The sequence below is a fragment of the Pedobacter sp. genome (genome assembly GCF_041645105.1).
In the GTDB taxonomy this organism is placed as follows: Bacteria; Bacteroidota; Bacteroidia; order Sphingobacteriales; family Sphingobacteriaceae; genus Pedobacter.
Window position 1 is genome coordinate 533,485 of the sequence record NZ_JBAZQQ010000005.1, and the last position, 21,279, is coordinate 554,763.

The 21,279-nt window shown below is 36.3% G+C and carries 25 protein-coding genes and 1 pseudogene; 16 read left to right on the forward strand and 10 right to left on the reverse strand.

The genetic code is table 11. The annotated features are described in order from the left end of the window. Positions 1 to 93: 93 nt before the first annotated feature. On the reverse strand, positions 94 to 990 hold the full coding sequence (locus WC623_RS18045) for a helix-turn-helix domain-containing protein (protein WP_372853649.1): 897 nt from the start codon (positions 988 to 990) through the stop codon (positions 94 to 96). Between the two features lie 359 nt (positions 991 to 1,349). Between WC623_RS18045 and WC623_RS18050 the strand changes: the two genes are divergently transcribed. Both WC623_RS18050 and WC623_RS18055 read left to right on the forward strand, forming a co-directional pair. Then, positions 1,350 to 2,351, forward strand: a complete 1,002-nt coding sequence (locus WC623_RS18050; protein ID WP_372853651.1) for a carboxymuconolactone decarboxylase family protein — start codon at positions 1,350 to 1,352, stop codon at positions 2,349 to 2,351. 38 nt (positions 2,352 to 2,389) lie between these two features. Next, complete coding sequence (locus WC623_RS18055; RefSeq protein ID WP_372853653.1) at positions 2,390 to 2,698, forward strand: SDR family oxidoreductase; 309 nt, start codon at positions 2,390 to 2,392, stop codon at positions 2,696 to 2,698. A 163-nt stretch (positions 2,699 to 2,861) separates the two neighbouring features. On the opposite strand, the gene WC623_RS18060 is transcribed toward WC623_RS18055, so the two are convergent. Continuing rightward, positions 2,862 to 3,188, reverse strand: a complete 327-nt coding sequence (locus WC623_RS18060; RefSeq protein WP_372853655.1) for an RNA polymerase sigma factor — start codon at positions 3,186 to 3,188, stop codon at positions 2,862 to 2,864. Between the two features lie 284 nt (positions 3,189 to 3,472). Between WC623_RS18060 and WC623_RS18065 the strand changes: the two genes are divergently transcribed. The 3 genes from WC623_RS18065 (at position 3,473) to WC623_RS18075 (ending at position 5,796) form a co-directional block, all read left to right on the forward strand. Beyond that, on the forward strand, positions 3,473 to 4,315 hold the full coding sequence (locus tag WC623_RS18065; protein WP_372853657.1) for a GNAT family N-acetyltransferase: 843 nt from the start codon (positions 3,473 to 3,475) through the stop codon (positions 4,313 to 4,315). Next, positions 4,312 to 4,752: a GNAT family N-acetyltransferase gene (locus WC623_RS18070; protein ID WP_372853659.1), complete on the forward strand. Its 441-nt coding sequence runs from the start codon at positions 4,312 to 4,314 to the stop codon at positions 4,750 to 4,752. The genes WC623_RS18065 and WC623_RS18070 overlap by 4 nt, the downstream gene beginning before the upstream one ends. Positions 4,753 to 4,887: 135 nt before the next feature. Further along, positions 4,888 to 5,796 carry a hypothetical protein gene (locus WC623_RS18075; protein ID WP_372853661.1) on the forward strand — a complete coding sequence of 303 codons (909 nt, stop codon included), beginning with the start codon at positions 4,888 to 4,890 and terminating at the stop codon, positions 5,794 to 5,796. Positions 5,797 to 6,218: 422 nt separating this feature from the next. Here the strand turns inward: WC623_RS18075 and WC623_RS18080 are convergent, their stop codons facing one another. The 3 genes from WC623_RS18080 to WC623_RS18090 all read right to left on the reverse strand — a co-directional run bounded on the left by WC623_RS18080 (position 6,219) and on the right by WC623_RS18090 (position 8,467). Then, positions 6,219 to 6,641: a GNAT family N-acetyltransferase gene (locus tag WC623_RS18080; RefSeq protein WP_372853663.1), complete on the reverse strand. Its 423-nt coding sequence runs from the start codon at positions 6,639 to 6,641 to the stop codon at positions 6,219 to 6,221. A gap of 52 nt (positions 6,642 to 6,693) precedes the next feature. Then, entirely contained in the window at positions 6,694 to 7,272 is a 579-nt protein-coding gene (locus tag WC623_RS18085) for a Crp/Fnr family transcriptional regulator (RefSeq protein WP_372853665.1), read from the reverse strand. A gap of 346 nt (positions 7,273 to 7,618) precedes the next feature. Then, positions 7,619 to 8,467 (reverse strand): AraC family transcriptional regulator, encoded by an 849-nt coding sequence (locus WC623_RS18090; RefSeq protein ID WP_372853667.1) that lies wholly within the window; start codon positions 8,465 to 8,467, stop codon positions 7,619 to 7,621. Between the two features lie 128 nt (positions 8,468 to 8,595). Here WC623_RS18090 and WC623_RS18095 point away from each other — a divergent pair, with 128 nt between their 5' ends. The 6 genes from WC623_RS18095 (at position 8,596) to WC623_RS18120 (ending at position 14,507) form a co-directional block, all read left to right on the forward strand. Further along, on the forward strand, positions 8,596 to 9,156 hold the full coding sequence (locus WC623_RS18095) for a GNAT family N-acetyltransferase (RefSeq protein WP_372853669.1): 561 nt from the start codon (positions 8,596 to 8,598) through the stop codon (positions 9,154 to 9,156). A gap of 308 nt (positions 9,157 to 9,464) precedes the next feature. Beyond that, positions 9,465 to 10,361, forward strand: coding sequence for a GNAT family N-acetyltransferase (locus WC623_RS18100; protein ID WP_372853671.1), 897 nt, complete (start codon positions 9,465 to 9,467; stop codon positions 10,359 to 10,361). Between the two features lie 64 nt (positions 10,362 to 10,425). Then, positions 10,426 to 10,893 carry an N-acetyltransferase family protein gene (locus WC623_RS18105; protein ID WP_372853673.1) on the forward strand — a complete coding sequence of 156 codons (468 nt, stop codon included), beginning with the start codon at positions 10,426 to 10,428 and terminating at the stop codon, positions 10,891 to 10,893. 271 nt (positions 10,894 to 11,164) lie between these two features. Further along, entirely contained in the window at positions 11,165 to 12,922 is a 1,758-nt protein-coding gene (locus tag WC623_RS18110; RefSeq protein ID WP_372853675.1) for an ABC transporter ATP-binding protein, read from the forward strand. Between the two features lie 154 nt (positions 12,923 to 13,076). Further along, positions 13,077 to 13,841, forward strand: a complete 765-nt coding sequence (locus tag WC623_RS18115) for an aminoglycoside adenylyltransferase family protein (protein WP_372853677.1) — start codon at positions 13,077 to 13,079, stop codon at positions 13,839 to 13,841. A gap of 120 nt (positions 13,842 to 13,961) precedes the next feature. Further along, on the forward strand, positions 13,962 to 14,507 hold the full coding sequence (locus WC623_RS18120) for a class IV adenylate cyclase (protein WP_372853679.1): 546 nt from the start codon (positions 13,962 to 13,964) through the stop codon (positions 14,505 to 14,507). A gap of 70 nt (positions 14,508 to 14,577) precedes the next feature. On the opposite strand, the gene WC623_RS18125 is transcribed toward WC623_RS18120, so the two are convergent. The 4 genes from WC623_RS18125 to WC623_RS18140 form a co-directional block, all read right to left on the reverse strand. Next, entirely contained in the window at positions 14,578 to 15,531 is a 954-nt protein-coding gene (locus WC623_RS18125) for an AraC family transcriptional regulator (protein ID WP_372853681.1), read from the reverse strand. 192 nt (positions 15,532 to 15,723) lie between these two features. After that, entirely contained in the window at positions 15,724 to 15,924 is a 201-nt protein-coding gene (locus tag WC623_RS18130) for a GrpB family protein (RefSeq protein ID WP_372853683.1), read from the reverse strand. A gap of 20 nt (positions 15,925 to 15,944) precedes the next feature. Further along, entirely contained in the window at positions 15,945 to 16,316 is a 372-nt protein-coding gene (locus WC623_RS18135) for a GrpB family protein (RefSeq protein ID WP_372853685.1), read from the reverse strand. A gap of 25 nt (positions 16,317 to 16,341) precedes the next feature. Beyond that, on the reverse strand, positions 16,342 to 16,932 hold the full coding sequence (locus WC623_RS18140; protein ID WP_372853687.1) for a GNAT family N-acetyltransferase: 591 nt from the start codon (positions 16,930 to 16,932) through the stop codon (positions 16,342 to 16,344). A gap of 265 nt (positions 16,933 to 17,197) precedes the next feature. Here WC623_RS18140 and WC623_RS18145 point away from each other — a divergent pair, with 265 nt between their 5' ends. Then, positions 17,198 to 18,076: an AraC family transcriptional regulator gene (locus WC623_RS18145; protein ID WP_372853689.1), complete on the forward strand. Its 879-nt coding sequence runs from the start codon at positions 17,198 to 17,200 to the stop codon at positions 18,074 to 18,076. Positions 18,077 to 18,243: 167 nt separating this feature from the next. Here the strand turns inward: WC623_RS18145 and WC623_RS18150 are convergent, their stop codons facing one another. After that, positions 18,244 to 18,414 carry a hypothetical protein gene (locus tag WC623_RS18150; RefSeq protein WP_372853691.1) on the reverse strand — a complete coding sequence of 57 codons (171 nt, stop codon included), beginning with the start codon at positions 18,412 to 18,414 and terminating at the stop codon, positions 18,244 to 18,246. Positions 18,415 to 18,787: 373 nt separating this feature from the next. Between WC623_RS18150 and WC623_RS18155 the strand changes: the two genes are divergently transcribed. From WC623_RS18155 to WC623_RS18170, 4 genes and pseudogenes are all read left to right on the forward strand, one after another. Next, positions 18,788 to 19,087 carry a thioredoxin family protein gene (locus WC623_RS18155; RefSeq protein ID WP_372853693.1) on the forward strand — a complete coding sequence of 100 codons (300 nt, stop codon included), beginning with the start codon at positions 18,788 to 18,790 and terminating at the stop codon, positions 19,085 to 19,087. Between the two features lie 52 nt (positions 19,088 to 19,139). After that, positions 19,140 to 19,274 (forward strand): annotated as a pseudogene (locus WC623_RS18160) (thioredoxin-disulfide reductase); the annotation flags it as partial. Between the two features lie 143 nt (positions 19,275 to 19,417). Continuing rightward, positions 19,418 to 20,428, forward strand: coding sequence for an NAD(P)/FAD-dependent oxidoreductase (locus tag WC623_RS18165; protein ID WP_372853695.1), 1,011 nt, complete (start codon positions 19,418 to 19,420; stop codon positions 20,426 to 20,428). A 4-nt stretch (positions 20,429 to 20,432) separates the two neighbouring features. After that, positions 20,433 to 20,933 carry a DUF2938 domain-containing protein gene (locus WC623_RS18170; protein WP_372853697.1) on the forward strand — a complete coding sequence of 167 codons (501 nt, stop codon included), beginning with the start codon at positions 20,433 to 20,435 and terminating at the stop codon, positions 20,931 to 20,933. The last annotated feature ends 346 nt before the right edge of the window (positions 20,934 to 21,279 follow it).

Sequence of the window (21,279 nt, forward strand, 5' to 3'; positions counted from 1 at the left end):
GTATTTGTTAAAGATCATTCTTAAGCATAGTTGTTTTTTAGGTCATTAACAGTATGAATGAGTATGAGCAGCTTTTAAGGTTTTTGCGGTTCATCAATTCAAATTTCGATATTGATTCGGTGTTATACCTGTCTTCTGTTTAAATAATCTTGTAAAATGCTGTTGGTATTTAAAACCCAATTCGCTGGATATTTGATGGATTGTTTTGCCGGGATCAAAGATCTTTTCTTTAGCTGCATCAATCAGTTTAAACTGAATGTAGTCTAGGGCGGTGTTTCCGGTTTCTTTTTTGATCAGATCTCCAAAATAGTTGGGTGATAAGTGTAATTGATCTGCACACCAGGCTACGCTTGGCAAGCCTAGTTCTTGCGCTTTCTCTGATTTGAAATAATCATTCAGCAGGTTTTCAAAACGAACCAGAATATCCTTGTTAACGTTGGTGCGGGTAATGAACTGCCGGTCATAAAAGCGCATGCAATAATTCAGGAAAAGCTCGATGTTAGATACGATAAGGGTTTTGCTATGTTTATCGATATTGAGTTCAATTTCTGAGTAGATTTTTTCCAGGGAATCTACAATTGTTTTTCTTTCTTTTTTTGAGACATGTAGTGCTTCATTTACTTCGTAGGAGAAAAAAGAGTAATCTTTAATGGTTTTGCCCAAATGAGTGCCTGAAATCAGATCGGGATGGAAAATGAGCGCATATCCGGTTGGTTTTGTAGCAACTCCATTGCTGTCGATGCCGTAAATCTGACCGGGTGCTACGAATACTAGTGTACCATCTTCGTAATCATAGGGCTGGCAACCGTAGATCATATTGCCACATTTGATATCCTTTAGGAACACGGCATAGAAACCGATATAACGTTTGAAATATTGGATAGCGGGCACCTGGTTAAAATTGATAACGCTTACCAAAGGATGTAGGGTATCTACTCCTGCATAATCGTTATACTGCCTTATCGTATCTAATCGCTCTATCTGTTCCATAATTTAAGCTTTTATCATCCAAATTTAACAAACCTATAACTGATTGCTACACTATTAAAATCAAATCAGTAAAACTGGTAAATGAAACCGTAACCTGTATAAAACTGTTGTCAGTTGTACCTGCGAAATTTGCAATGTACTTCATGCAGGTAATAATATGAATGTAAAGGGAAGAATTCTATCATTGGTATGGTACATATCGCCATTACCAATTACAAAGGTGATGAAAATGTGACCTGGCTTAAAGCAGTAACAGATCAGGAGTTTAACGAAATAAATCCATAATGATTACGAAAATAAAAAGGTATAGCATTATTAAAGGGACGCTTTGTTTGCTCTTGATAATTAGCTCTAATACAATGAACGCACAAATTGAAACCAATAGCTGTGCTCCGTTAACTCAGGCGCAACAGAGTTTGGTAGCCATTTCGTCACTTACAGCGACTGGTGATATGGCAAATCTCAAAATACAGCTAAACTTTGCACTTGATGCTGGACTTACCGTCAATGAAATCAAGGAGGTTTTGGTACAACTTTATGCCTATTGCGGTTTCCCAAGAAGTCTGAATGCAATCAATGTTTTTATGAAAGTGTTGGAAGAGCGGAAATCGAAAGGTGTTGACGACAAACAAGGAAATGAAATTATTCTAGACCGAGGTACGGGAGATAATTATGAAAGGGGAAGAAAGGTATTGGAAGCTTTGAGCGGCACACCACAGGCAAAGCCAGCGCCAGGGTTTGGTGATTTTGCCCCAAGAATAGACGCTTTTTTAAAAGAGCATTTATTTGCCGATGTTTTCCAGAGTGATGTGCTGAGCTATCCACAAAGAGAGCTGATAACCATTTCGGCTTTGGCTGCAATGCCAGGAGTAGAATCCCAATTACAATCACATGTGAAAATCGGAATGAATACTGGTATCACTCAAGTCCAGTTAATAGAAACTGCAAAATTGATAGAAAAATATGTTAGCAGAACACAGGCGAATTCTCTGAGAAATGTCTTATCAATTCCTACTGTCCCAATTATAGATGAGGATATGCTAGTGCGTATTTCTGAAATTGAAATCCTGCCAGAATATCTGAAGGAATATCATTCTATCTTAAAAGAAGAAGCATCGGCTTCTGTAAAGCTGGAGCCGGGAGTGATAGCCATTTTTCCTATGTTTCAAAAGGAAACTCCTACCCAGATAAGAATAATTGAAATGTATGCCACTAAGGCAGCCTATCAATCACATCTAAAAACTCCGCATTTTCTGCATTACAAAACAACTACCCTAAAAATGGTCAAAACACTAAAATTGGTGGATATGGGAAGTTTGGACAAGGAAACCATGCAACAGATATTCAAAAAATTAAACTAAATAGTTAAAAATGTATAATAATATAAATAGATCAGTATATGAGTAATCATAAAGTATGGTTCATTACAGGCGCAGGACGCGGTATGGGAGCTGATATTGCCAAAGCGGCGCTAGCCGCAGGTAATAAGGTCGTGGCTACAGGAAGAAATACAGACAGGGTCACAAAGGCCATCGGGGAATCAGAGAATTTGTTGGTTGTGAAACTGGATATTACCAGTTTTGAGCAGGCAGAGGTTGCTGTTCGCTCGGCAGTAGAAAAGTTTGGAAAGATAGATATACTTGTTAATAATGTGGCCAGTTGTAGTAGCAGTTATCATATAATGTTGGGGTTTCTTATCCTATTATAATGGTTTGCTGCAGTTACTATAATCGTAATCTATTAAAATTTTATACCATTTTTCTTCATTTAATTTTCAACGACTTCATCTAATTTATGCTTTTACTTTTTAATGTCATAGCTATTGAATTCATCAAAGTTTAGTTCCCGTTTACCATCATTAATGTGACTACTCAGCCACCAGGTTCTACGAAATGCGGAGTTGCTTTGTTTTTAGCCAGTAGGCTGTAAATTTTATATCTTACCGCTGTATGCAAGTAGGGGACAAGATCAATGATTTGTTTGCTTTTGCGCTTATCCCACAGATCAACAAAGATATCCTGAACAATGTCTTTGCTAGTGTTCTGGTCTTTTAACCGCTTATAGGCAACATCATATACCGAACGCCAGTGCCGCCCATACAGTTTATCAAACGCGGCATAGTCATTCTCTTTAATTAAAAGAAGTAACTCTTGATCCGTGATGTTGATGTCTGGACTTATTTTGATGTGCCGATTCAAGAGTAGTATCCTAGTAACTTAAAATATTACAAATTGAATGTAAAAAGCGATAAACAGAAAACTCTGCCGGTTTAAGTTATTGTAATTTTGTAAATTTTAATGCACACATTAATAGACTCGGAATATTTAGCTAAAGTAGATCATTTTCAGAGATTATCCGAGTTCAAATCTGAATGTTAACACATTTATTAAAAAAATAATAAAGGCTATTGCAAAAAAAATGATCGACACCTTACAGGAATATTGTACAAATATTAAAACACTTAAATAAATCTAAAAAAACGATGCAGATACGTCAATTAACAGAACAGGACAACCCCGATTTATTGAATGCTATTAACAGCGCTTTTGCCGACTATATTGTACCCTTTCAGCTTAATGTAGCACAATTGCAATTTAAAATGATGTCGGAAAATATCCTGCCGGAATGGTCCTTAGGAATTTTTGAAACAGACCGTATGATCGCTTTTATAATGCACGGCGTGCGGACAGTAGAAGGTAAAACAGTGGTGTACAATGCCGGAACGGGAGTACTGCCCGAATACCGCGGACAAGGACTGGTAGGGAAAATGTACGACTACATACAGCCTTTTTTCAAAGAAAATGGGGTACACCAGGTCATTTTGGAAGTTATTGAAAGCAACCAGTCTGCCATTCGTGCTTATGAAAAAGACGGATTCTCTATCCGTCGTAAATTATTGTGTTTTGGCGGTGAACTACAAACAAAACCTCGTTTATGTACATCAACTTCTGTTGAACGTTTGCAGGAGTTTTTGTGGGAAGCTTTTCAATCGTTCTGGGACATCTCGCCTAGCTGGCAGAGTGCTGTGCCAAGCATGGATGTTGTAAAGCCAGCTGCATTGGGAGCCTTTATTGATTCAGAGCTGGTAGGATATGTCCTTTTTAACCCGGTTAACAAGCGCATCTACCAGATAGCAGTAGCCCCTCCGTACCGACGAAAAGGCATTGGTACACAGCTGCTTGCAAAAGTGCAGCAGCAACTATCCAACGAAAAAGTACAGATCAACAACATGGACGAAGCCGCAGAAAGCCTGAAACTATTCCTTGAAAAACAGGGGCTGACCAACGATATCAACCAATTTGAAATGGTAAAGCACCTGTTATGATACGCATTGCAAAATATGAAGATTATGAAAAACTAATTGCCATTTGGCTAGAAGCATCCATTAATGCACATGATTTTATCGAACCAACTTACTGGATAAACCAAAAGCATGAAATGAAAAACATCTATTTGCCTTCTAGCGAAACATGGGTATTAGCAGATGAAACTATAGTAGCTTTTGTTTCAATGGTTGATCATCATATTGCAGCATTGTATCTAGCCCCTGCATATCAATTCAAAGGGTTGGGTTCTCAATTGATACAGTTTCTAAAAACTAAATATCAATTTCTAACCTTGAATGTGTACGCTTTAAATCAGCAAGGCGTTCATTTTTACAAGAAACATGATTTCCAAGTGGTTGAAGAAATGCTAGATGAAAATACTGGAGCAAAAGACTACCGAATGGAATGGAAGCTAAAGGACTCACGCAAGCATTAGGGATATGTATAACCAACTCAAAGAAACGCTTGTGGGCGAGGAACGGAAAGATTGCAATGAATATAACCAAGAGAAAGATACTTTTTTAAAGAGGTATAAGAGATTCGCTTTAGAATGGTATAAGGAAAAACAGAAATGATAAAAGAACATATCCAGATAAAGGACGGAAGATATACTTTGTATATAAAATACCAGCATGACCAGAAGCTGCGATTGGAATTTAATCGGATGACAGAGGAATTCTGGGGGTTTGATTTTGAGAACTATTATCAATCGGGTTTTTGGGACGATAATTGTATTTTATACTCCTTGTTCGACGGAGATAAAATTGTATCTCATACAACAGTAAGTTTGTTTGAAAATGAAGGGAAAATACTGATCCAACTTGGGACGGTAATGACAGATATCCATTATCAAAAACGAGGATTGAGCCGATTTCTTATGGAAAGAATCATGTGCGATTTTAATGGAAAACACGATGGCATATTTCTATTTGCAAATGAAACAGTTCTGGACTTCTATCCAAAGTTTGGTTTAATCCCCACTTCCGAATTTGAGTGTTTTTTTAGTGTGAAAAATGCTGATTTTGTGACCAAATTGGATAAACGCAGATTAGATCTGGATGACCCGGAAGATTTAAGGTTGTTTGAAACATCCGTAGAGAACGCATTTCCGAACAGTAAGTTTTCAACCAGGAACAAAGCGCTGGATTTTTTTTATTGCTATGCTTACCCCGAATTAGGATTTAAAAATTCTATTTTTTTTATTGATGAATTCAGCTGTGTGGTCGTTGTGCAAATAGAGGACGGAGTTTTATACCTAATAGACATTTTTGCACCTGATGAAATCAATTCGAGGGGGCTAATTGGCGCATTTTCAGATTTTTCTTTTGAAGTAGTAGTTTTCGGCTTTACACCAAAAGAAACAGCGGGGTTTCATTTCAGAAATTATAAAGAAGATGATTTACAATTATTTATATCACCTGAATTGCAACCGATCTTTGAAAAAGAGCGGCTAAGAGTCCACTTATTGTCGCATACATAGCTACTTGAATTCCATCCCTTACCACCACAAAAAAGAGTTGCACCTCATTTTTTGGCGCGATTAATTTAATTCATGCCTTATTAGGCACCGTTTCCCAATGGCTAAGAAAACATAAGTGTCACAGCAATACAATAGAATCCGATGGGCTATTTCTCTATTTTTTTCTCCCATGGATTTTTACTTTATCCATTCTTACTACTTGTCATCGGAATGACAACAAGTTATACCTTTTAGGATATGTGTCAGACATCTTTTGCGCTTTGAGCTATTGATTTAGATTTATACATTGTGGCCGCATAAGCAATTATAGGGGGCGTCAGGTTTTTGAAAGCTAATTAAACCTTGGTAACGACGAGGTGAAAAGTAGATTTACCATTTGTTGGTCTTTAGTGCTGGTTCTACTTTTGCCACTGATCGTAAAATCACAATCCCATATGCAGAATAGGGTATTCTTTTCCTTGTCCATCCAGCTCGGATCTGTTTAAGATCCGAAATCCAATATGTTTGTAAAAACCTACTGCTTGTTCATTTTGCTCGTTCACGTCTACCTTGTTCACCTTCAAATGATCTATTGCATAACCGGCTAATTTTTTGCCTATACCTTTGCCACGATAATCATGATGGATAAACAACATTTCGATATTTCCATCAGCAACCCCCAAAAATCCAATCAAGGTATCTGTATCTTCAAACCCCAAAAGCTTAACATGATCAAAATAAACCGGTAAATGTTCTTTGTAATACAAAAAATCTTCTTTTTTCAGAAAATGATGTGTGTTTGATACTGCACTTTCCCATATTTTTACCAGCTGTAGATAGTCTGTTTTATTAATTTCTCTAATCATAATTTTAAATTACAAAGGTCTTCTTTTATACATAAGAAGTACTGAACCTAAGTTAAAAAATTCGTTTTCGAATTCTGCTTAGCGCCTGTGGTGTGATTCCTAAATAAGAAGCAACATCTTTCAATGGTATATAATTTAACATAACACCAAATTCATCTATCATATTTAAATAATATTGTTTTGAATCATATTTTATTAAATCAATATTTCTTTTTAGGAATCTATCTAATAACCTGGCAGTAAGATTTTCGAAAACTGTTTTTAGATCAGGTATTGCTTCATATAATTCACTTGCTGTCTTATGATTTATTCTATAGACTTCACAATCCACAAGAGTTTGTACGTTAAAAGTCGATTTTTCTTTCAGCGTAAATGCAATATTTGATAAAGAAAATGAACCTTCCCTACAAAACCAAAAAGTCCGTTCGTTACCATTTTGATCTGGAACCCAACAGCGTAATATTCCTTTGTAAATAAAATAACTATACTTTTCTTGTTCACCTTCCCGAATAAGAAAAGTATTCCTTTTAATGAGTGTTTTTTCGAAATAATGGTCAAATAGTTGAGATTCTTTTTCACTGAAAGGAGACTCAGTCAAATCAAATTCATTAAATAATTTCTCTATAATCATCTGCTTCTTATTTAAATTGATTGGTCGGTGCACTTTTATAAAGGGAAAAGGGCTCAACTATAAACTGAATGAAATTACATTATTTTTTAGCTTTTATTTCAATAAAACCTATCTAGAATGAACCTAAAAACTATTTTTCCTCATTTTTTATTTTGTAGATTGATTCGATCCTAAGCAAATTTGGATGGAATAATCGTGAGAAAATGGAGTGAAATCTGGTAGATGGATTTGGACAGAGCTTACACAGCAGATTTTGAAATATTTGGAATAAAAGCTCAAAATCCTATGGACGCTGAGGTTGATTTTATGATATAGTCTGAGGTAAAGTTATAGCTTGTTTGTTGGATTACTTTCTATAAGCTGTTAGTGTTATTCCCGTTTGTCTCTTAAAGTAGCGAGCCAAATATGAGGTGTCCTCGAAATAAAGTCGATCAGCAATTTGTTTAATTGACAGCTCGGTCGTACTTAAAAGTGCTTTAATTTCTAATATAACTTGCCTGTCAATCAATCCTTTTGGCGAATCATTTAAAAAGTCTTTAGTGATCTGAGAAAGATAATAGGGTGTAATGTTTAGTTTATTTGCATAAAATGCGACATTCCGCTGTTCTGTACTATGCTGAGTGATCAGTTCCCAAAACTTCCAGCACAATATTTCTTTTCGGCCGTATTGATGTTCCAGATTAATTTCTGTCAGTGAAACAGTTTCAGCTATTTTGAGAAAAAACAATTGTAAACTATTGCGCAACATCGTATGCTGGTGTTTTGTGCATGTGTTTTTGATGTGTTTTATTTGCGTAATCCATCCATGTAAGAGGGCGATTTCCGGGCCATTAGGTCTGCATAGTGGGGCTTGATGTAAATACAAGAAAAGTTGATTGGGTAAATCAAACGCTACTTCTGCAGCCAAACTTCTATCTACAAGACAGTAGAATGCTTTGAAATCAGCGGAGACTCGTTGCACAACTGTAATATAATCCTCAGCCAGCACCAATACATCATTAGGCTTTAGCAGATAATTCTTAAAATTAACGCTAATTACTGCAGTACCTTCCAGACATACAATTAACGAAGTATAGCTGAGCTTTAAGGGATATCCTAGACTTTGATTTAGATCACTTTCCCCCAGCGCTAGTTTCTCTTTTCCTAACAGAATATCCGGAGTGTAATTCATAATTGCACTTTCTGTTTTTACCATAAATTTTGATTATTGATGGTGATTAAGTGTGATTTGTTTTCAAAAGTACCCATTTTACGAAACTTTTGGCTATATCTCTATAAAATAAAGACTGTAATTTTGCCCCGTACATTTAAAAATAGAATGTTATGATGTTAGAAACAGAAAGATTGATTTTGCGTCCATTCAGAGATGCTGACGCAGAAGCCTTATACGAATGTGCGAAGGACGAAAGAGTGGGACCAATAGCTGGTTGGCCACCGCATAAGAGTGTGGAACAAAGTAAAGAGATTATCGAAACCATATTTATGCAAGAAGGCGTATTTGCCATTACATTAAAAGAGGATGACATAGCTATAGGGATGATTAGTTTAATTTTGGGAGAGAAAAGTAATTTTCCAATCACCGAATCGGAAGGCGAAATTTCATATTGGCTAGGTGTCCCATTTTGGGGCAAGGGTATAATGCCTGAAGCAATTAAAGAAGTTGTACGCTATGGTTTCGAGGGTTTGAGATTAGTAAATATCTGGTCCGGCTATTACGATGGAAACGCCAAATCAAAGATCGCACAAGAAAAATGTGGGTTCCATCATCATCATGTGGAAGAAGCCTGCGTAAATGAGTTAATGAATGACATACGGATCGAACATATCAGTCGTATGACACGGGATGAATGGACGATGGCTGTTCATGGTAAAGTCTCATTCTAATCACGAGCACCTCTTTAGGGGTGCTTGTGAAATTTTGGATATACAGTAACAAATAATCGTTTGACGGTCAAGGAACAAATAGCTATTAAACATCAAGTTATGTGTTTTTATGAAAATAAAAAAGCAATAGAATATTACAAAATGCACATAGTTGAGCAAGATATGCTATTAGAAATGTAAGCTGGACTCGTAAATTTGAAAACCAAAGATAAAAGATATGATAATGGATGGACTCAATAAATCAACTAGAATACAGCGGCAAAAGAAGGTTTAAAAGATACAAGGAGTGAAAAGTTTTTTGCGGTAAAATGAAAACAAATAGAATAATTTATTCTGGATTGGAGGAACTAAAACCATATTTCCTAAGTTTTAACGAGCTGTATGATATCTGCCTGGACGGAGATTACGAGCCATGGTATGGCATGGGATATTGGGATAATACTTTTATACCATTTTTTATAGTTCAAGACAACAAGGTAATTGCAAATGTTTCTGTATCCCCCATGGTGATGGTTCTACAAGGGCAATCCCATAGTGTGCTACAGATTAGTGCAGTGATGACGCACCCTTCTTTTAGGAACCAGGGTCTGTCGCGTTATCTGATTGACCACGTTATGGACCATTTCCAGGGGCAATTTGAACTTCTATACCTATTCGCAAACGCTGAGGTGTTAGATTTTTATCCAAAGTTCGGATTTGTTAGGTTAGATGAAAGCAGATACAGTCTTAAGGATCTATCAGAGTTAGAACCTGTGAATTCCGATTGGAGAAAGCTTTCTACTCAAGTTAGTGGAGATAAAAAACTCCTGGAGAGATTTAGTAAAGCTCATAGACTGCTCTCCAAGACGTTATCTTTTGAACCTAACCCATGTTTGACGACCTACCATTTTATACTACAGTTTGAGAATTCTCTATATTATTCAGAAAAACGAGACTGTTTAATAATCATGGAATTTGATGAGGAAGAACTGAATATTTATGATGTTTTTTCAGATAGACTTTACAGGCTGGAGGAGTTAATCCCTTCTTTAGTTAATAAGCAGATGCAAGAGGTCAATTTCTTTTTTGTTCCGGATACAGATTTTGGCGGAAAACTTGAGGTCGAAAAATATCCGTTCGATGATGATGCGTTTTACATTTATCCTGAACACAAAAAGGATATATTTATGGAGAATTTTGTTTTTCCAATAACTTCTCATTATTAACTTTCTATTGGTTTGGAAGCCAAGGGATTTTTAAAAAGAAAACAAAATATATAGTTAAAATAATATGAACATTAGAAAAGCAGTCCAGGCAGATCTGTTAAAGATAAAAAACCTTTATTTTCAACTCTTTGAACAGATGGCACATCATGAACCCGACTATATGCAGCCAGCTTTTCAGGATGAAGCTTTTCTGCACAAAGTAATTGCAGGAGAAGATCAATTTACTGCCTTTGTTTATCAGTCAGACCAGGAGGTACAAGGAATTGCAATTACGCAATTACAGGAAAGCCCGCCTTATAACTGTTTCGTGCCCTTGAAATGTATGTATTTAATGGACATCGTGGTGGATGTGGAAATGCGTGGGAAGGGAGTTGGAAAAGCGTTGATTGATCGCGTTAAAACCTGGGCAAAGGAAAAGGAAGCTGATTATCTGGAGTTAAGTGTCTTGTCTAAAAATGCTTCCGCTGCGGCACTGTATCTGCACGAGGGCTTTGAGCCATACAGTTTATCTATGCGATTGAAAATTAAATAACCGATCAATCTCGGGGATCTTAAAGTAATTTGATGAAGACCTATGTCAGCTAATAGAAAATAAAAACGATTACTAAAATGAGAAATGTTGTTAAACGGTTGCAATAAGATCAATAGCTTTAAGCTGGACATGGTTTCTTAAAATCAATTAATTACAGATCGAATACATAATTCGATAAATTCCAAATTATAGTAGATATCTATCTTGTATTTTCATCCATGGTGGTAAAATAGATGTATTTAGCTTACTATTAATTATTTAGACAATCATAATGAAAGTAAATACAAACGCATCTCATACAAAATTTTCCTTTTCAAGGGTCTCACATCTGGTGAAACCATATAAGACCACATTAGCTGTTATACTAATATTGATCATAATAGGTGGTGCATTTGGCACGATAAGTCCATTCCTAATCCAAAAAATTGTTGACGACGCACTACCTGCCTCGGATATGGATTTACTATACAAGTTAGTGCTTGGACTAGCAGGTATTTCTATTTTTACCACCATTGTTTCTGTTGTACAATCTTATATCTCAACCAGCATTGGGCAAAAGATTATGCATGATCTCCGTGTGAATCTCTATGAACATCTTCAGTCCTTGTCTCTTTCATTTTTTTCATCCACCCGAACAGGAGAAATACAAGCGCGTATTACGAGTGACATCTCGAAAATGCAATCTTTGTTAACGAATACAGCAACTGACTTTGCTAGGCATGTAACCGCTATTATTACGACTACTATAGCCATGTTACTTTTAGATTGGCGTATAGCTATTGTTTCTATTTTGGTAGTTCCTCTACTCGTATTGGTCAACCAACGTGTGGCAAAAGTACGGGAAAGGATTATGCATGACCAACAAGAACGTGTAGCTGATCTCTCGTCTAATATTACTGAATCTTTATCAGCCGGAGGTTTCATTCTGGCCAGAACAATGGGCCGGACTAGGTATCTTGTACATATGTTCAGAAAAAATTCGGAAGATCTATCCAGGTTGGAAACCCGTTCAGACACGGCAGGTCAATGGGAATTTGCTATTATTTTTCTTTTCTTGGATATGTTGCCTGCCTTTACATTTTTCGGTGGAGGCATACTTTTGGGAATGGGTTATCAAGTGTCTATCGGGACTATGGTAGCTTTTGTAGCGCTGCAAGAACAACTTCTATGGCCTCTGCTAGAAGTGTTTGAAACCCGTATTGAATTTGGTAAAGTAAGAGCAATCCTTACCAGAGTGTTTTCCTATCTCGACATGCCTCCAGAAATAACGGAAAGAGAAAATCCTCTTACTCTACAAAAAAATGAATTCAAGAAAGGTATAACTTTCGAAAATGTATCTTTCTCTTATGACAGGGAATCATTGCCTTTACTGAAAAATATCTCCTTTTCAATCCCTGCAGGAAAATATACGGCTTTGGTCGGAGCGACAGGATCAGGAAAGAGTACAATAGGAAATCTTATTGCCAGGTTGTACGATACCGATGAGGGGCACGTACGATTTGATGGAATAGATGTGAAGGACTTAAGTTTTCACGCTATATCTGAATTACTGGGGATAGTAACACAAGACCCTTTTTTACTCAACGCATCTATTGAAGAAAATCTTCTTTTTGCTAAACCTGATGCTACAAAAGAAGAAATTGCAAATATTCTTCAGGTAGCACAGCTAAACAACCTCATCGACAGTCTTCCAGAAGGTCTGCAAACACAAGTAGGTGAACGTGGATATCAATTTTCCGGCGGAGAACGGCAGCGACTCTGTATTGCTAGGACTTTATTACGTCAACCGACAGTTTTACTTCTAGATGAGGCGACAAGCGCTTTGGATGCAGAAACGCAAAAGGCATTTACTGCTGCATTATCTTCTGTTAGTGAAGGAATGACTGTGATTGCTATTGCACACAGGCTTTCGACGGTTAGAAATGCAGATCAAATCATCGTTTTAGAAAATGGTAAAATTGAAGAGATCGGGACTCATGATAATCTTATCGCAAGTGGAGGTATATATGCCAAAATGGCCATGAATTAATAACTTAATCTATCTGTATTTCTAATAATGTATCTGTAATACGAACTTAAATTTGGAAAAGATCATATTACAAAATGAACTTAATTGTACAAAATATGATTATAGAAATTAAGATAGGCAAGGTAAATCTGAAATAGAGTTAAAAAAAGAAAAGTTGAATATACCAGAAGTCTTGGAGCAGGTTGTTGAGATCTTGAATAAAGAAATAGAAAATCCTATTCTCGGAATCTACCTTTATGGCTCAAGCGTCAGCGGAGGACTTAGACCTGATAGCGACATTGACCTATTAGTTATTGTTAAAGGTAGACTCGAAAAAAGAAACAAATTAGAGTTGATTAAGCAATTTCTGCAGGTATCTGGAGAAATCGGCAATCGGGAATTAATCCGTCCGCTTGAAATCACAATTGTAAACATAGATGAAATTTCGCCCTGGCTGCACCCGATCAAAAGTGAATTACAATATGGAGAATGGCTTAGAGATAAGTTCTCAAAAGGGCAAACAGGAGGTTCTGCTACTGATCCAGATCTGACTATTCTAATGAGGCAGGTAAGACAAAACAGTATTTCATTAGCTGGGCCTGAGGCACAAGAACTTGTCCCTACAATACCAGATGAGGATATCAAAAATGCAATATTTGATTCTTTTCCAGCGCTAGAGAATTCCGTAATAGGTGATGAAAGGAATGCTATTCTGACTTTTGCAAGAATGGTATTCACAATTGTTACAGGCGAAATCACATCGAAAGAAAAAGCTGCCGATTGGCTACTTCCTAAAGTTCCACAGCACTTTAATGGACTTTTACAAATGGCTAAGGATGGATATCTCGGAGAATGTAAAGATAATTGGGAAAGTAAAGATGAGGAAGTAAGAGAGTTCGTTCAATACTTAGTTCAGCTTGCTCATAAAAGGAATAAATAGGCGTTTTGATTTAAAATGGCAATAAAAGATGGCGAATTAAAAGTATGTGACCGTGTAGATCCTGTAGTTAAAATAATAAGACAGACAAAAAAAGGGAGATGTAAATCCTAAAATTAATACATGAAAATAAAGAATTTTGAATTTAAAGCAAGAGTAGAAGGATTTGGGAAGTATGAAAATCTCCTTCTTAAGTTAAATCCTGTTGATTATGGGACAGATCATCAGATTGATACCTATTTTAATGCACAAAAGGGACGATTGAAACTACGCGAGACTATTGGAAAAGAAAGTAAACTCATTGATTATAACCGTGAAAATGTTCATGGAAGTAAAAGATCTGATATTCTTCTCTATAAACACGAAATGAATGATACGCTGAAACATATCCTCTCCAATCAGTTGGGCTTAAAAGTGATTGTTGACAAAAAGAGAAAAATATACGGAATTGAAAACGTAAAGTTTCATTTTGATGCTGTTGAGGATCTTGGAACATTTATCGAAGTGGAAGCAATTGACGAAACCGAATCATTTACTCTGGAGCAACTGAAAAAACAATGCGATTTTTATTATGATTATTTTGGTATTCAGCAATCCCAGGTAGAAAAGTTGTCTTACAGCGACTTGCTTATTTGTAAAAAAAGAAGGTTTAGTTTAAATGCGGAATGAATGCTCACTTTTGGTGAATACTCAATATTAACCCTTGGGGAATACTTGATGTGAAAATAAAACATGTTTTTTAATGTTTATGTTTTTTTCTATACTGCAGGGGAGTGCAGCCGGTAATCTTTTTGAAAAACCGGCCAAAATAAGAATCATCTGTGAAATTGAGGTCAGTAGCAATCATGGAAACCGTCTGGTTGGTCTGCATCAAACGTGATTTTGCCTCCTGTACCAATTGTTTTTGAATAAAATAGCTTGCCGGAAAACCCGAAACTTCTTTTACCATATCATTCAGGTAATGCGGGTGCACACATAAAATTCCGGCATACTCATTTACCTGTTTTTTCTCCAGAAAGTGCTGATTTACCAGGAGTTGAAATTGTGCTACCAATTGCTCTTTCCGGCTGAGACTGAAACCTTGCTCAACAAACTTATGATTATAAATGCGCTCAGCTTCAAGCAGGATGATGTTGAGAAACATTCTGACGAGTAAGTCATCATTAAAAGTGCTCTTTTGGCATTTTTCACTGTTTAGCTTCCAGAATAGGTGCTGCATCATTTGCGTTTCTCTTTCTGATAAATTTACATAAGGTGCCTTATCCAACTGAAAAAATGGAAATTGATTGAGTTTGATCTGGTGTTTTAGGCAAAGTAAAAAATAATCTGCATCAAACATACACAGGATTCCTTTTATGTCCTCGCTACAGGATTCAATAGAATGAAGCTGATTTTTAGGTACAAAATACATGCTTTGTGGGCCGAAATGATACTTCTGATACCCAATAACTTCATCAACTTCTCCAGCAGTCAAAAGAATAATGCTGTAAAACTTTCTACGTGCCTGATGACCAATATGCCGGCTATATATTTTCTGTAAATCCTCCAAAGGAATGATTTCCAGAAAACCTGTTCCATTGGCGTATTCTAGATGATTACATTCGGTACAATAAGTATACTGAGCATCCTGAAGGTAAAACTCTTTGAATTCCTGTGCAGTATTTATTTCTTTAATCTTAGAAGAAGTACTCATTTTTGTTGAATTAGATCATATAGGTTTTATAGATGAAAGTTTTATAAGGTCCTTCCTAGTTCAAAATTAACCTCGATAGTTGCCCCTAAATTTCTTTTGACAGTTGACTGATCAATTCATAAAGCCTTATTATCGCACAGGTTCTTATATTTTCGAAGAATACAGGGTGGTTATAAATATTCTGTTTCATAGCTATAATTGATTATACCATTTGACAGCTTTTTGCTCTACTGTTTTTATAAATGAATCCTTTGCTTCATTGTATTCATTTCCATCTTTCCATTCCTGCGTGCTTAACTCTTCTTTCAGTTGCTGATATTCGGCCCTGATTTCAGGATGAGTACGAAGGTAATCCCGGAATGCTATATGACGCATCCAGTGTTCGGAATTCAATGGTAATATATGGATATGTGCTAACGGAAGCTATGGTTATGTAGTTCTTCAGGAATAATATCGTGGGGTTTGATATGAACAGGTAAGGATAAACTTTTTGGGGAATCCTTTAGTTTTACAAAAAACCTACGGTATGGCGTATCCAGATTGTAATTTTCATAATAGACGTAATCATTATCCATCAGCAAAGGCGGACATAGATCGAGATCAGCAGCGCTATTAAGACCGATCATGATGTCTATGGTTGGCTTAGAGGATAAACCACTTATTGATGTGCTGCCAATATGCTCAATTTGGGGACTAAGAAAACCAAGAGCTTTTACCAGTTCTTTTTCGATATGCCCAAAGGCTTTTTCCCATAGTGGAGTATATTTTTCAAATGTAATCTTCACATTAAAGTTTTTTTGGTATCAAAAGTTAATAATTCAGTGTTTTAAGCATCCTGCTCACCCGTCGGATCCCAATCTTCTGGGCAGTACCATGACTAAGAGTCGAAGAAGTCATTTCATGGAAACCTATGTTCTCATATGCGTTAATTGCCTGCTGATTGTCGACAGAAACATCCAGTTGTAAGTGTTTCACCCCATTTTCAAAAGCTACCTTTTCAAGTTCTTGAAACAGCAGTCGGCTGATTCCTTTCCCCCGGTATTCTGCCTTCACGGTTATGGCATCTACGTAAATATAGGTCAAAGGTACTTCGTTTGGAAAGTAGATACCCAACTGCAGAATCTTGTATAAGCCTTTGATTAGTCCGTATTTTTTCATCATGGCTTTCATATTTAGCACCACCATGTGTCTTTCCTTATAGCTATACCCGGCTATGCCTACCAGCTCGTTTTTACCTGAAACAACAGCGATCACCTGGTCTCTATTGATTAACGAGGGCATCATTTGTTGAATTGCAGATTTAGATCCAAAGAAATAACGGAATTTATCTTCAAAAGCATCTGAGAAGAGTTCGCTAGCCTCTATTATAAATTCTGCTGGTAGCGTTCTATGAATATTCATACTTTTAAATTATTTGATCAGTTTTATAGGTCAAGTATCTGCATATTCACCCCAATATCGTAAAAACAGCAAAGGGAAATAGACATTGTCAGATTGTGTAAATCTAAGATCTAGTGATATTACAAGTATTGTCAAAAGCGTGGTTTGTATATTCAATTTGTAATATAGCACTTTGGTGTAAAATGAAAAATGCATCAAATAGTATTGATTCGCTATAAATGAAATCGGAAGAGTATACATTTCCTTGCAATTTGTACCTTTGGAAATGTCACATTTTCTCAATATAGAATCCATACAAGAGCAGCATCTAATTCATGAGGATATCCGTGTGGACGGCATCTCGATATTAGATGATGTACACAAGTTAGAAAATCATTACACAGACTTCAAGCATCAATTTGACGGACTAATTATCTCTTTTTGCTCAAAAGGCACTATGACTGTGAAAATCAATTTCAAACCTTATGAAATCAGAGCGGGGTCAATTATAGTTGTATTGCCACAGCTAATGATAGATCCAATACAGGTTTCGGGAGATTTTCAGATCGTATCTATTGTAATGTCTATAGACTTCATCAGTGCATTTCCTATATTACGTGATTTTATTACCAATAATGAGATTCGCTGGAATCCTGTAATCAATTCATCAATACCGGAAAATAATTTATTTGGAGATTTTGTCAACTTTCTAAAGAAATACTATTTTAATAAATCCGGTAATAAAAACACTAGAAAAACAGTCTTACAGTATCTTATTTTTGCTTTAATCACATCTATTACAGATTCCTATTCTAGTTTGTCCCAAGGGAGCGGAATTGTTCGAAAAAGAGTGGATGAAATTATTGATAATTTTTATGCGCTAATTTCGAAGCACGCTAGAAGTGAACGCAGGGTTCACTTCTACGCAGATAAATTAAACTTATCTCCACAGTATCTTACAACATTAATAAAAAATCAGACGGGAAAATCTGTAAACCAATGGATTGAACATGTGGTTGTCATGCATGCTAAATCGTTATTAAGTTCTACATCTCTCTCTATAAAGGAGATTAGCCAGGAGCTTAATTTTATAGATTCTTCCTCATTTTGTCGTTATTTTAAACGATGTACGAAACTGTCTCCTAATTCTTTTAGATGCAAATAAATGTTCAACTAGCATAATTTAAAATCTGTATGACGTCAAGCAAAATACGCTAAATTACACCTGTATCTATAAAATATCGAAAATGCAAAATTGGATATGCTTTCCCCAGACTGTCTTTTCTGAACATCCGGTTTTTCGATAGACATGTTTTCATAAAAGCCGACTGCTTATTGGTTTTGTTCAGTCACATACTCATTATAGATTTTCAATTTGGCTACAGCAAACTTTACTAATGCCTTGCCAGAGTCCTTTCCTCTTTTTTTGGCCACCACAAAAAGCATTTCGAGGTTTTCTTCCGAAACAGAACAAAAAGCCTTTGCTTCGCCGGATATAAACATTCAGATTTTAATCGCTCTATTTAATTTTGCTCTTCCTTTATTTTTCAAGAAAAAAAGACAGGATTTGGTTCCTTGTGATTTCGAGAACAACACAAATACCATTAATATGTGATTTGTACCATTTTTCCTCCTGTATGTATCAGGTTAATCTCTCATTCGTCCGGTAATTTTGGACTATCAAATATTAGGAGATGTTAGGTTCCGAATATTGTATAAAGTTTGGCTTAGGTCAGACTTTATTGTACTTAAAAACAATAAAGAATTATGGAGAGACACAGGGATGCAAACAGAAATCTCTTTCTCTGGCGGATTCTTCATTGAGATAGTAATATGCTTATCTCATATTTAAATTATTAATTCAATTATATACGTTATGAATGATTCAAATACTTTTAAAGACATTGAAAGACCAGTACTGCTTCAATTTTCCGCTGCGTGGTGCGGACCATGCAAGATGTTAGCGCCCATCATTAATCAGGTAGAACAAAAAATAAAAGAGATCGCAGATGTAAGAAGATTAGATGTTGATCAGGAAAGCAGTCTATCAGTCGAATTTTCAGTTCGGTCTGTTCCAACGCTAATCCTTTTAAGCAAAGGTGGTTCGATTTACTGGAGACATACAGGATTGATATCAGAGAAAGAACTCATGCAGAAAATTGAGAGCCTCATATAATGTAAAATCATTTTATAATCTGTAAAAGTGGGGCAATAATAAATACAATTAAATGGGAACTACTAAATGTTTAATCATAGGGTCAGGGCCAGCGGGATATACCGCGGCAATATATGCTTCGAGGTCTGCATTAAACCCAATTTTATATTCTGGGCTCCAGATAGGAGGACAATTAATGCAAACAACAGCAGCTGGCTCCGGATGTGTTGCTGCGATGGACGCCGAACGTTATCTTTCTTCCAGGGTCAGTAAAAATGGAATTTTCTGCGTAGAATCCAATACCGTAATCTCAACTGTGGTTTCAAAGGACGGAATTAATTGTATATATCAATGATTACGCGAAGAAAATTTATTACAAAAAGTAGTTTGCTAGCCTCTGCATTGACCATACCTAGTACACTTATGTCCTTTACAGCTTTAGATAAAGAAAGTGAAAACCAAATTTTTGATGTCATTATTATTGGTGGGAGTTATGCTGGGCTTTCTGCGGCTATGGCTCTAGGTCGTTCTTTGCGGAAGGTTCTCCTTGTTGATAGTGGGTTACCATGTAACAGGCAGACTCCGCATTCGCATAACTTTATTACCCAAGATGGGGAGAAACCCAAAAATATTGCGAACAAAGCTAAGGCACAGGTCTTGAATTATCAAACAGTATCTTTTTACGAAGATATTGCTTCCAAAGTAACAAGAAGTGGTAAAGTATTTCAACTCACCACTCAAACAGGAAGGACATTTTTAACAGGAAAAATTCTATTTGCCACGGGATTGAGGGACCTTATGCCACCAATACCTGGATTTTCCGACTGCTGGGCAATATCTATTTTACATTGCCCGTATTGTCACGGTTATGAAGTCAAAAATGAAAAAACAGGCATCTTGGGGAACGGTAATTTGGCCTTTCACTATGCACAATTGGTGTCAAATCTTAGTAATAGGTTAACCATTTTTACTGATGGAAAGGCAACATTTAGTGAAGAACAGCATCAGCTGATCCATAGAAATAAGATCCGTATTGTAGAACAAAAAGTTCTTGCTATACAACATCAGCAGGGAAAGCTTTCTGGGATTCTACTAAAGGACGGTTCTATTCATCAGTTAAATGCACTTTATGCCAGGCCACCATTTGAACAGCATTGTAAAATTCCACTTGAATTGGGATGCGAACTTACAGAGCAAGGGCTGTTAAAAATCGATAATCTTCAGCAGACCAATATTCCTGGGATATATGCGTGTGGTGATAATTCTGCTTTTCGTTCTATTGCAACAGCTGTGTCAGCAGGTTCGCAGGCGGGGGCAGCAATAAATATGGCGCTCTCAACTGAAAAATTTAATTTAAAATAATACAATGAACACTTATTTACAACTGATCACTTTTTCAATAATCATAGGTATTGGGGCCACAATAGTTATGGATGTCTATGCTTTGTTCATGAAGCTTGTTCTGAAAATCCCCTCTTTGGATATGGGTTTGGTAGGTAGGTGGATTGGTCATTTTAAGCACGGCGTGTTTGCCCATCAAAATATTGTACAAGCAGAAAGAATTAAAGGGGAACGAATAATTGGATGGATTGCTCATTATCTGATAGGGATTTCTTTTGCTTTTTTACTTTTACTGATTTCGGGAGTAGAGTGGGCATATAAACCGACCTTTTTACCTGCCTTAATAATTGGTGTATTAACAACAGCAGCACCATGGTTGATGATGCAGCCCGCTTTTGGTTTTGGAATTGCCGCTTCCAAAACTCCTAATCCTCCGATAGCAAGGTTAAGAAGCATGCAAGCTCATGCTATCTATGGAATTGGATTGTACTTGGCCGCATTATTTCTAAGCACCGTAATTTCATAATGAGATTACATGGCCCAATATTAAAATCCTTTGGTTCAGAATATCGACTCGATGGGCTTGAAATGGGAATTGACTATTCGTATTTTTATCACCTTTATAGGGTTTTAAATATCAGTAGGTTATGTAAACTATCAGTTAAAAATACTCTACTAGAGATAATATCATTTTGACATGTCCCTAGTAGAGATAAAATCCTATTTTTATACACATCAAAAATGGCCTACACAAGACAAAAGTGTCTATTTGCTAAAATCATTCTTTATTATTTTTTTAGAGACATATGCTGTGAAAAATTAAGTAGCCGAATTGCCAAAATAACAATTATTTGAAAGGCTTATATAATTTG

Excerpts from the sequence above, each read along its gene's own strand:
- WC623_RS18045 (WP_372853649.1), bottom strand. The coding sequence starts at position 990 with ATGGAACAGATAGAGCGATTAGATACGATAAGGCAGTATAACGATTAT.
- WC623_RS18050 (WP_372853651.1), top strand. The coding sequence starts at position 1,350 with ATGAACGCACAAATTGAAACCAATAGCTGTGCTCCGTTAACTCAGGCG.
- WC623_RS18055 (WP_372853653.1), top strand. The coding sequence starts at position 2,390 with ATGAGTAATCATAAAGTATGGTTCATTACAGGCGCAGGACGCGGTATG.
- WC623_RS18065 (WP_372853657.1), top strand. The coding sequence starts at position 3,473 with ATGCAGATACGTCAATTAACAGAACAGGACAACCCCGATTTATTGAAT.
- WC623_RS18070 (WP_372853659.1), top strand. The coding sequence starts at position 4,312 with ATGATACGCATTGCAAAATATGAAGATTATGAAAAACTAATTGCCATT.
- WC623_RS18075 (WP_372853661.1), top strand. The coding sequence starts at position 4,888 with ATGATAAAAGAACATATCCAGATAAAGGACGGAAGATATACTTTGTAT.
- WC623_RS18080 (WP_372853663.1), bottom strand. The coding sequence starts at position 6,641 with ATGATTAGAGAAATTAATAAAACAGACTATCTACAGCTGGTAAAAATA.
- WC623_RS18085 (WP_372853665.1), bottom strand. The coding sequence starts at position 7,272 with ATGATTATAGAGAAATTATTTAATGAATTTGATTTGACTGAGTCTCCT.
- WC623_RS18090 (WP_372853667.1), bottom strand. The coding sequence starts at position 8,467 with ATGGTAAAAACAGAAAGTGCAATTATGAATTACACTCCGGATATTCTG.
- WC623_RS18095 (WP_372853669.1), top strand. The coding sequence starts at position 8,596 with ATGATGTTAGAAACAGAAAGATTGATTTTGCGTCCATTCAGAGATGCT.
- WC623_RS18100 (WP_372853671.1), top strand. The coding sequence starts at position 9,465 with ATGAAAACAAATAGAATAATTTATTCTGGATTGGAGGAACTAAAACCA.
- WC623_RS18105 (WP_372853673.1), top strand. The coding sequence starts at position 10,426 with ATGAACATTAGAAAAGCAGTCCAGGCAGATCTGTTAAAGATAAAAAAC.
- WC623_RS18110 (WP_372853675.1), top strand. The coding sequence starts at position 11,165 with ATGAAAGTAAATACAAACGCATCTCATACAAAATTTTCCTTTTCAAGG.
- WC623_RS18120 (WP_372853679.1), top strand. The coding sequence starts at position 13,962 with ATGAAAATAAAGAATTTTGAATTTAAAGCAAGAGTAGAAGGATTTGGG.
- WC623_RS18125 (WP_372853681.1), bottom strand. The coding sequence starts at position 15,531 with ATGAGTACTTCTTCTAAGATTAAAGAAATAAATACTGCACAGGAATTC.
- WC623_RS18140 (WP_372853687.1), bottom strand. The coding sequence starts at position 16,932 with ATGAATATTCATAGAACGCTACCAGCAGAATTTATAATAGAGGCTAGC.
- WC623_RS18145 (WP_372853689.1), top strand. The coding sequence starts at position 17,198 with ATGTCACATTTTCTCAATATAGAATCCATACAAGAGCAGCATCTAATT.
- WC623_RS18150 (WP_372853691.1), bottom strand. The coding sequence starts at position 18,414 with ATGTTTATATCCGGCGAAGCAAAGGCTTTTTGTTCTGTTTCGGAAGAA.
- WC623_RS18155 (WP_372853693.1), top strand. The coding sequence starts at position 18,788 with ATGAATGATTCAAATACTTTTAAAGACATTGAAAGACCAGTACTGCTT.
- WC623_RS18165 (WP_372853695.1), top strand. The coding sequence starts at position 19,418 with ATGATTACGCGAAGAAAATTTATTACAAAAAGTAGTTTGCTAGCCTCT.
- WC623_RS18170 (WP_372853697.1), top strand. The coding sequence starts at position 20,433 with ATGAACACTTATTTACAACTGATCACTTTTTCAATAATCATAGGTATT.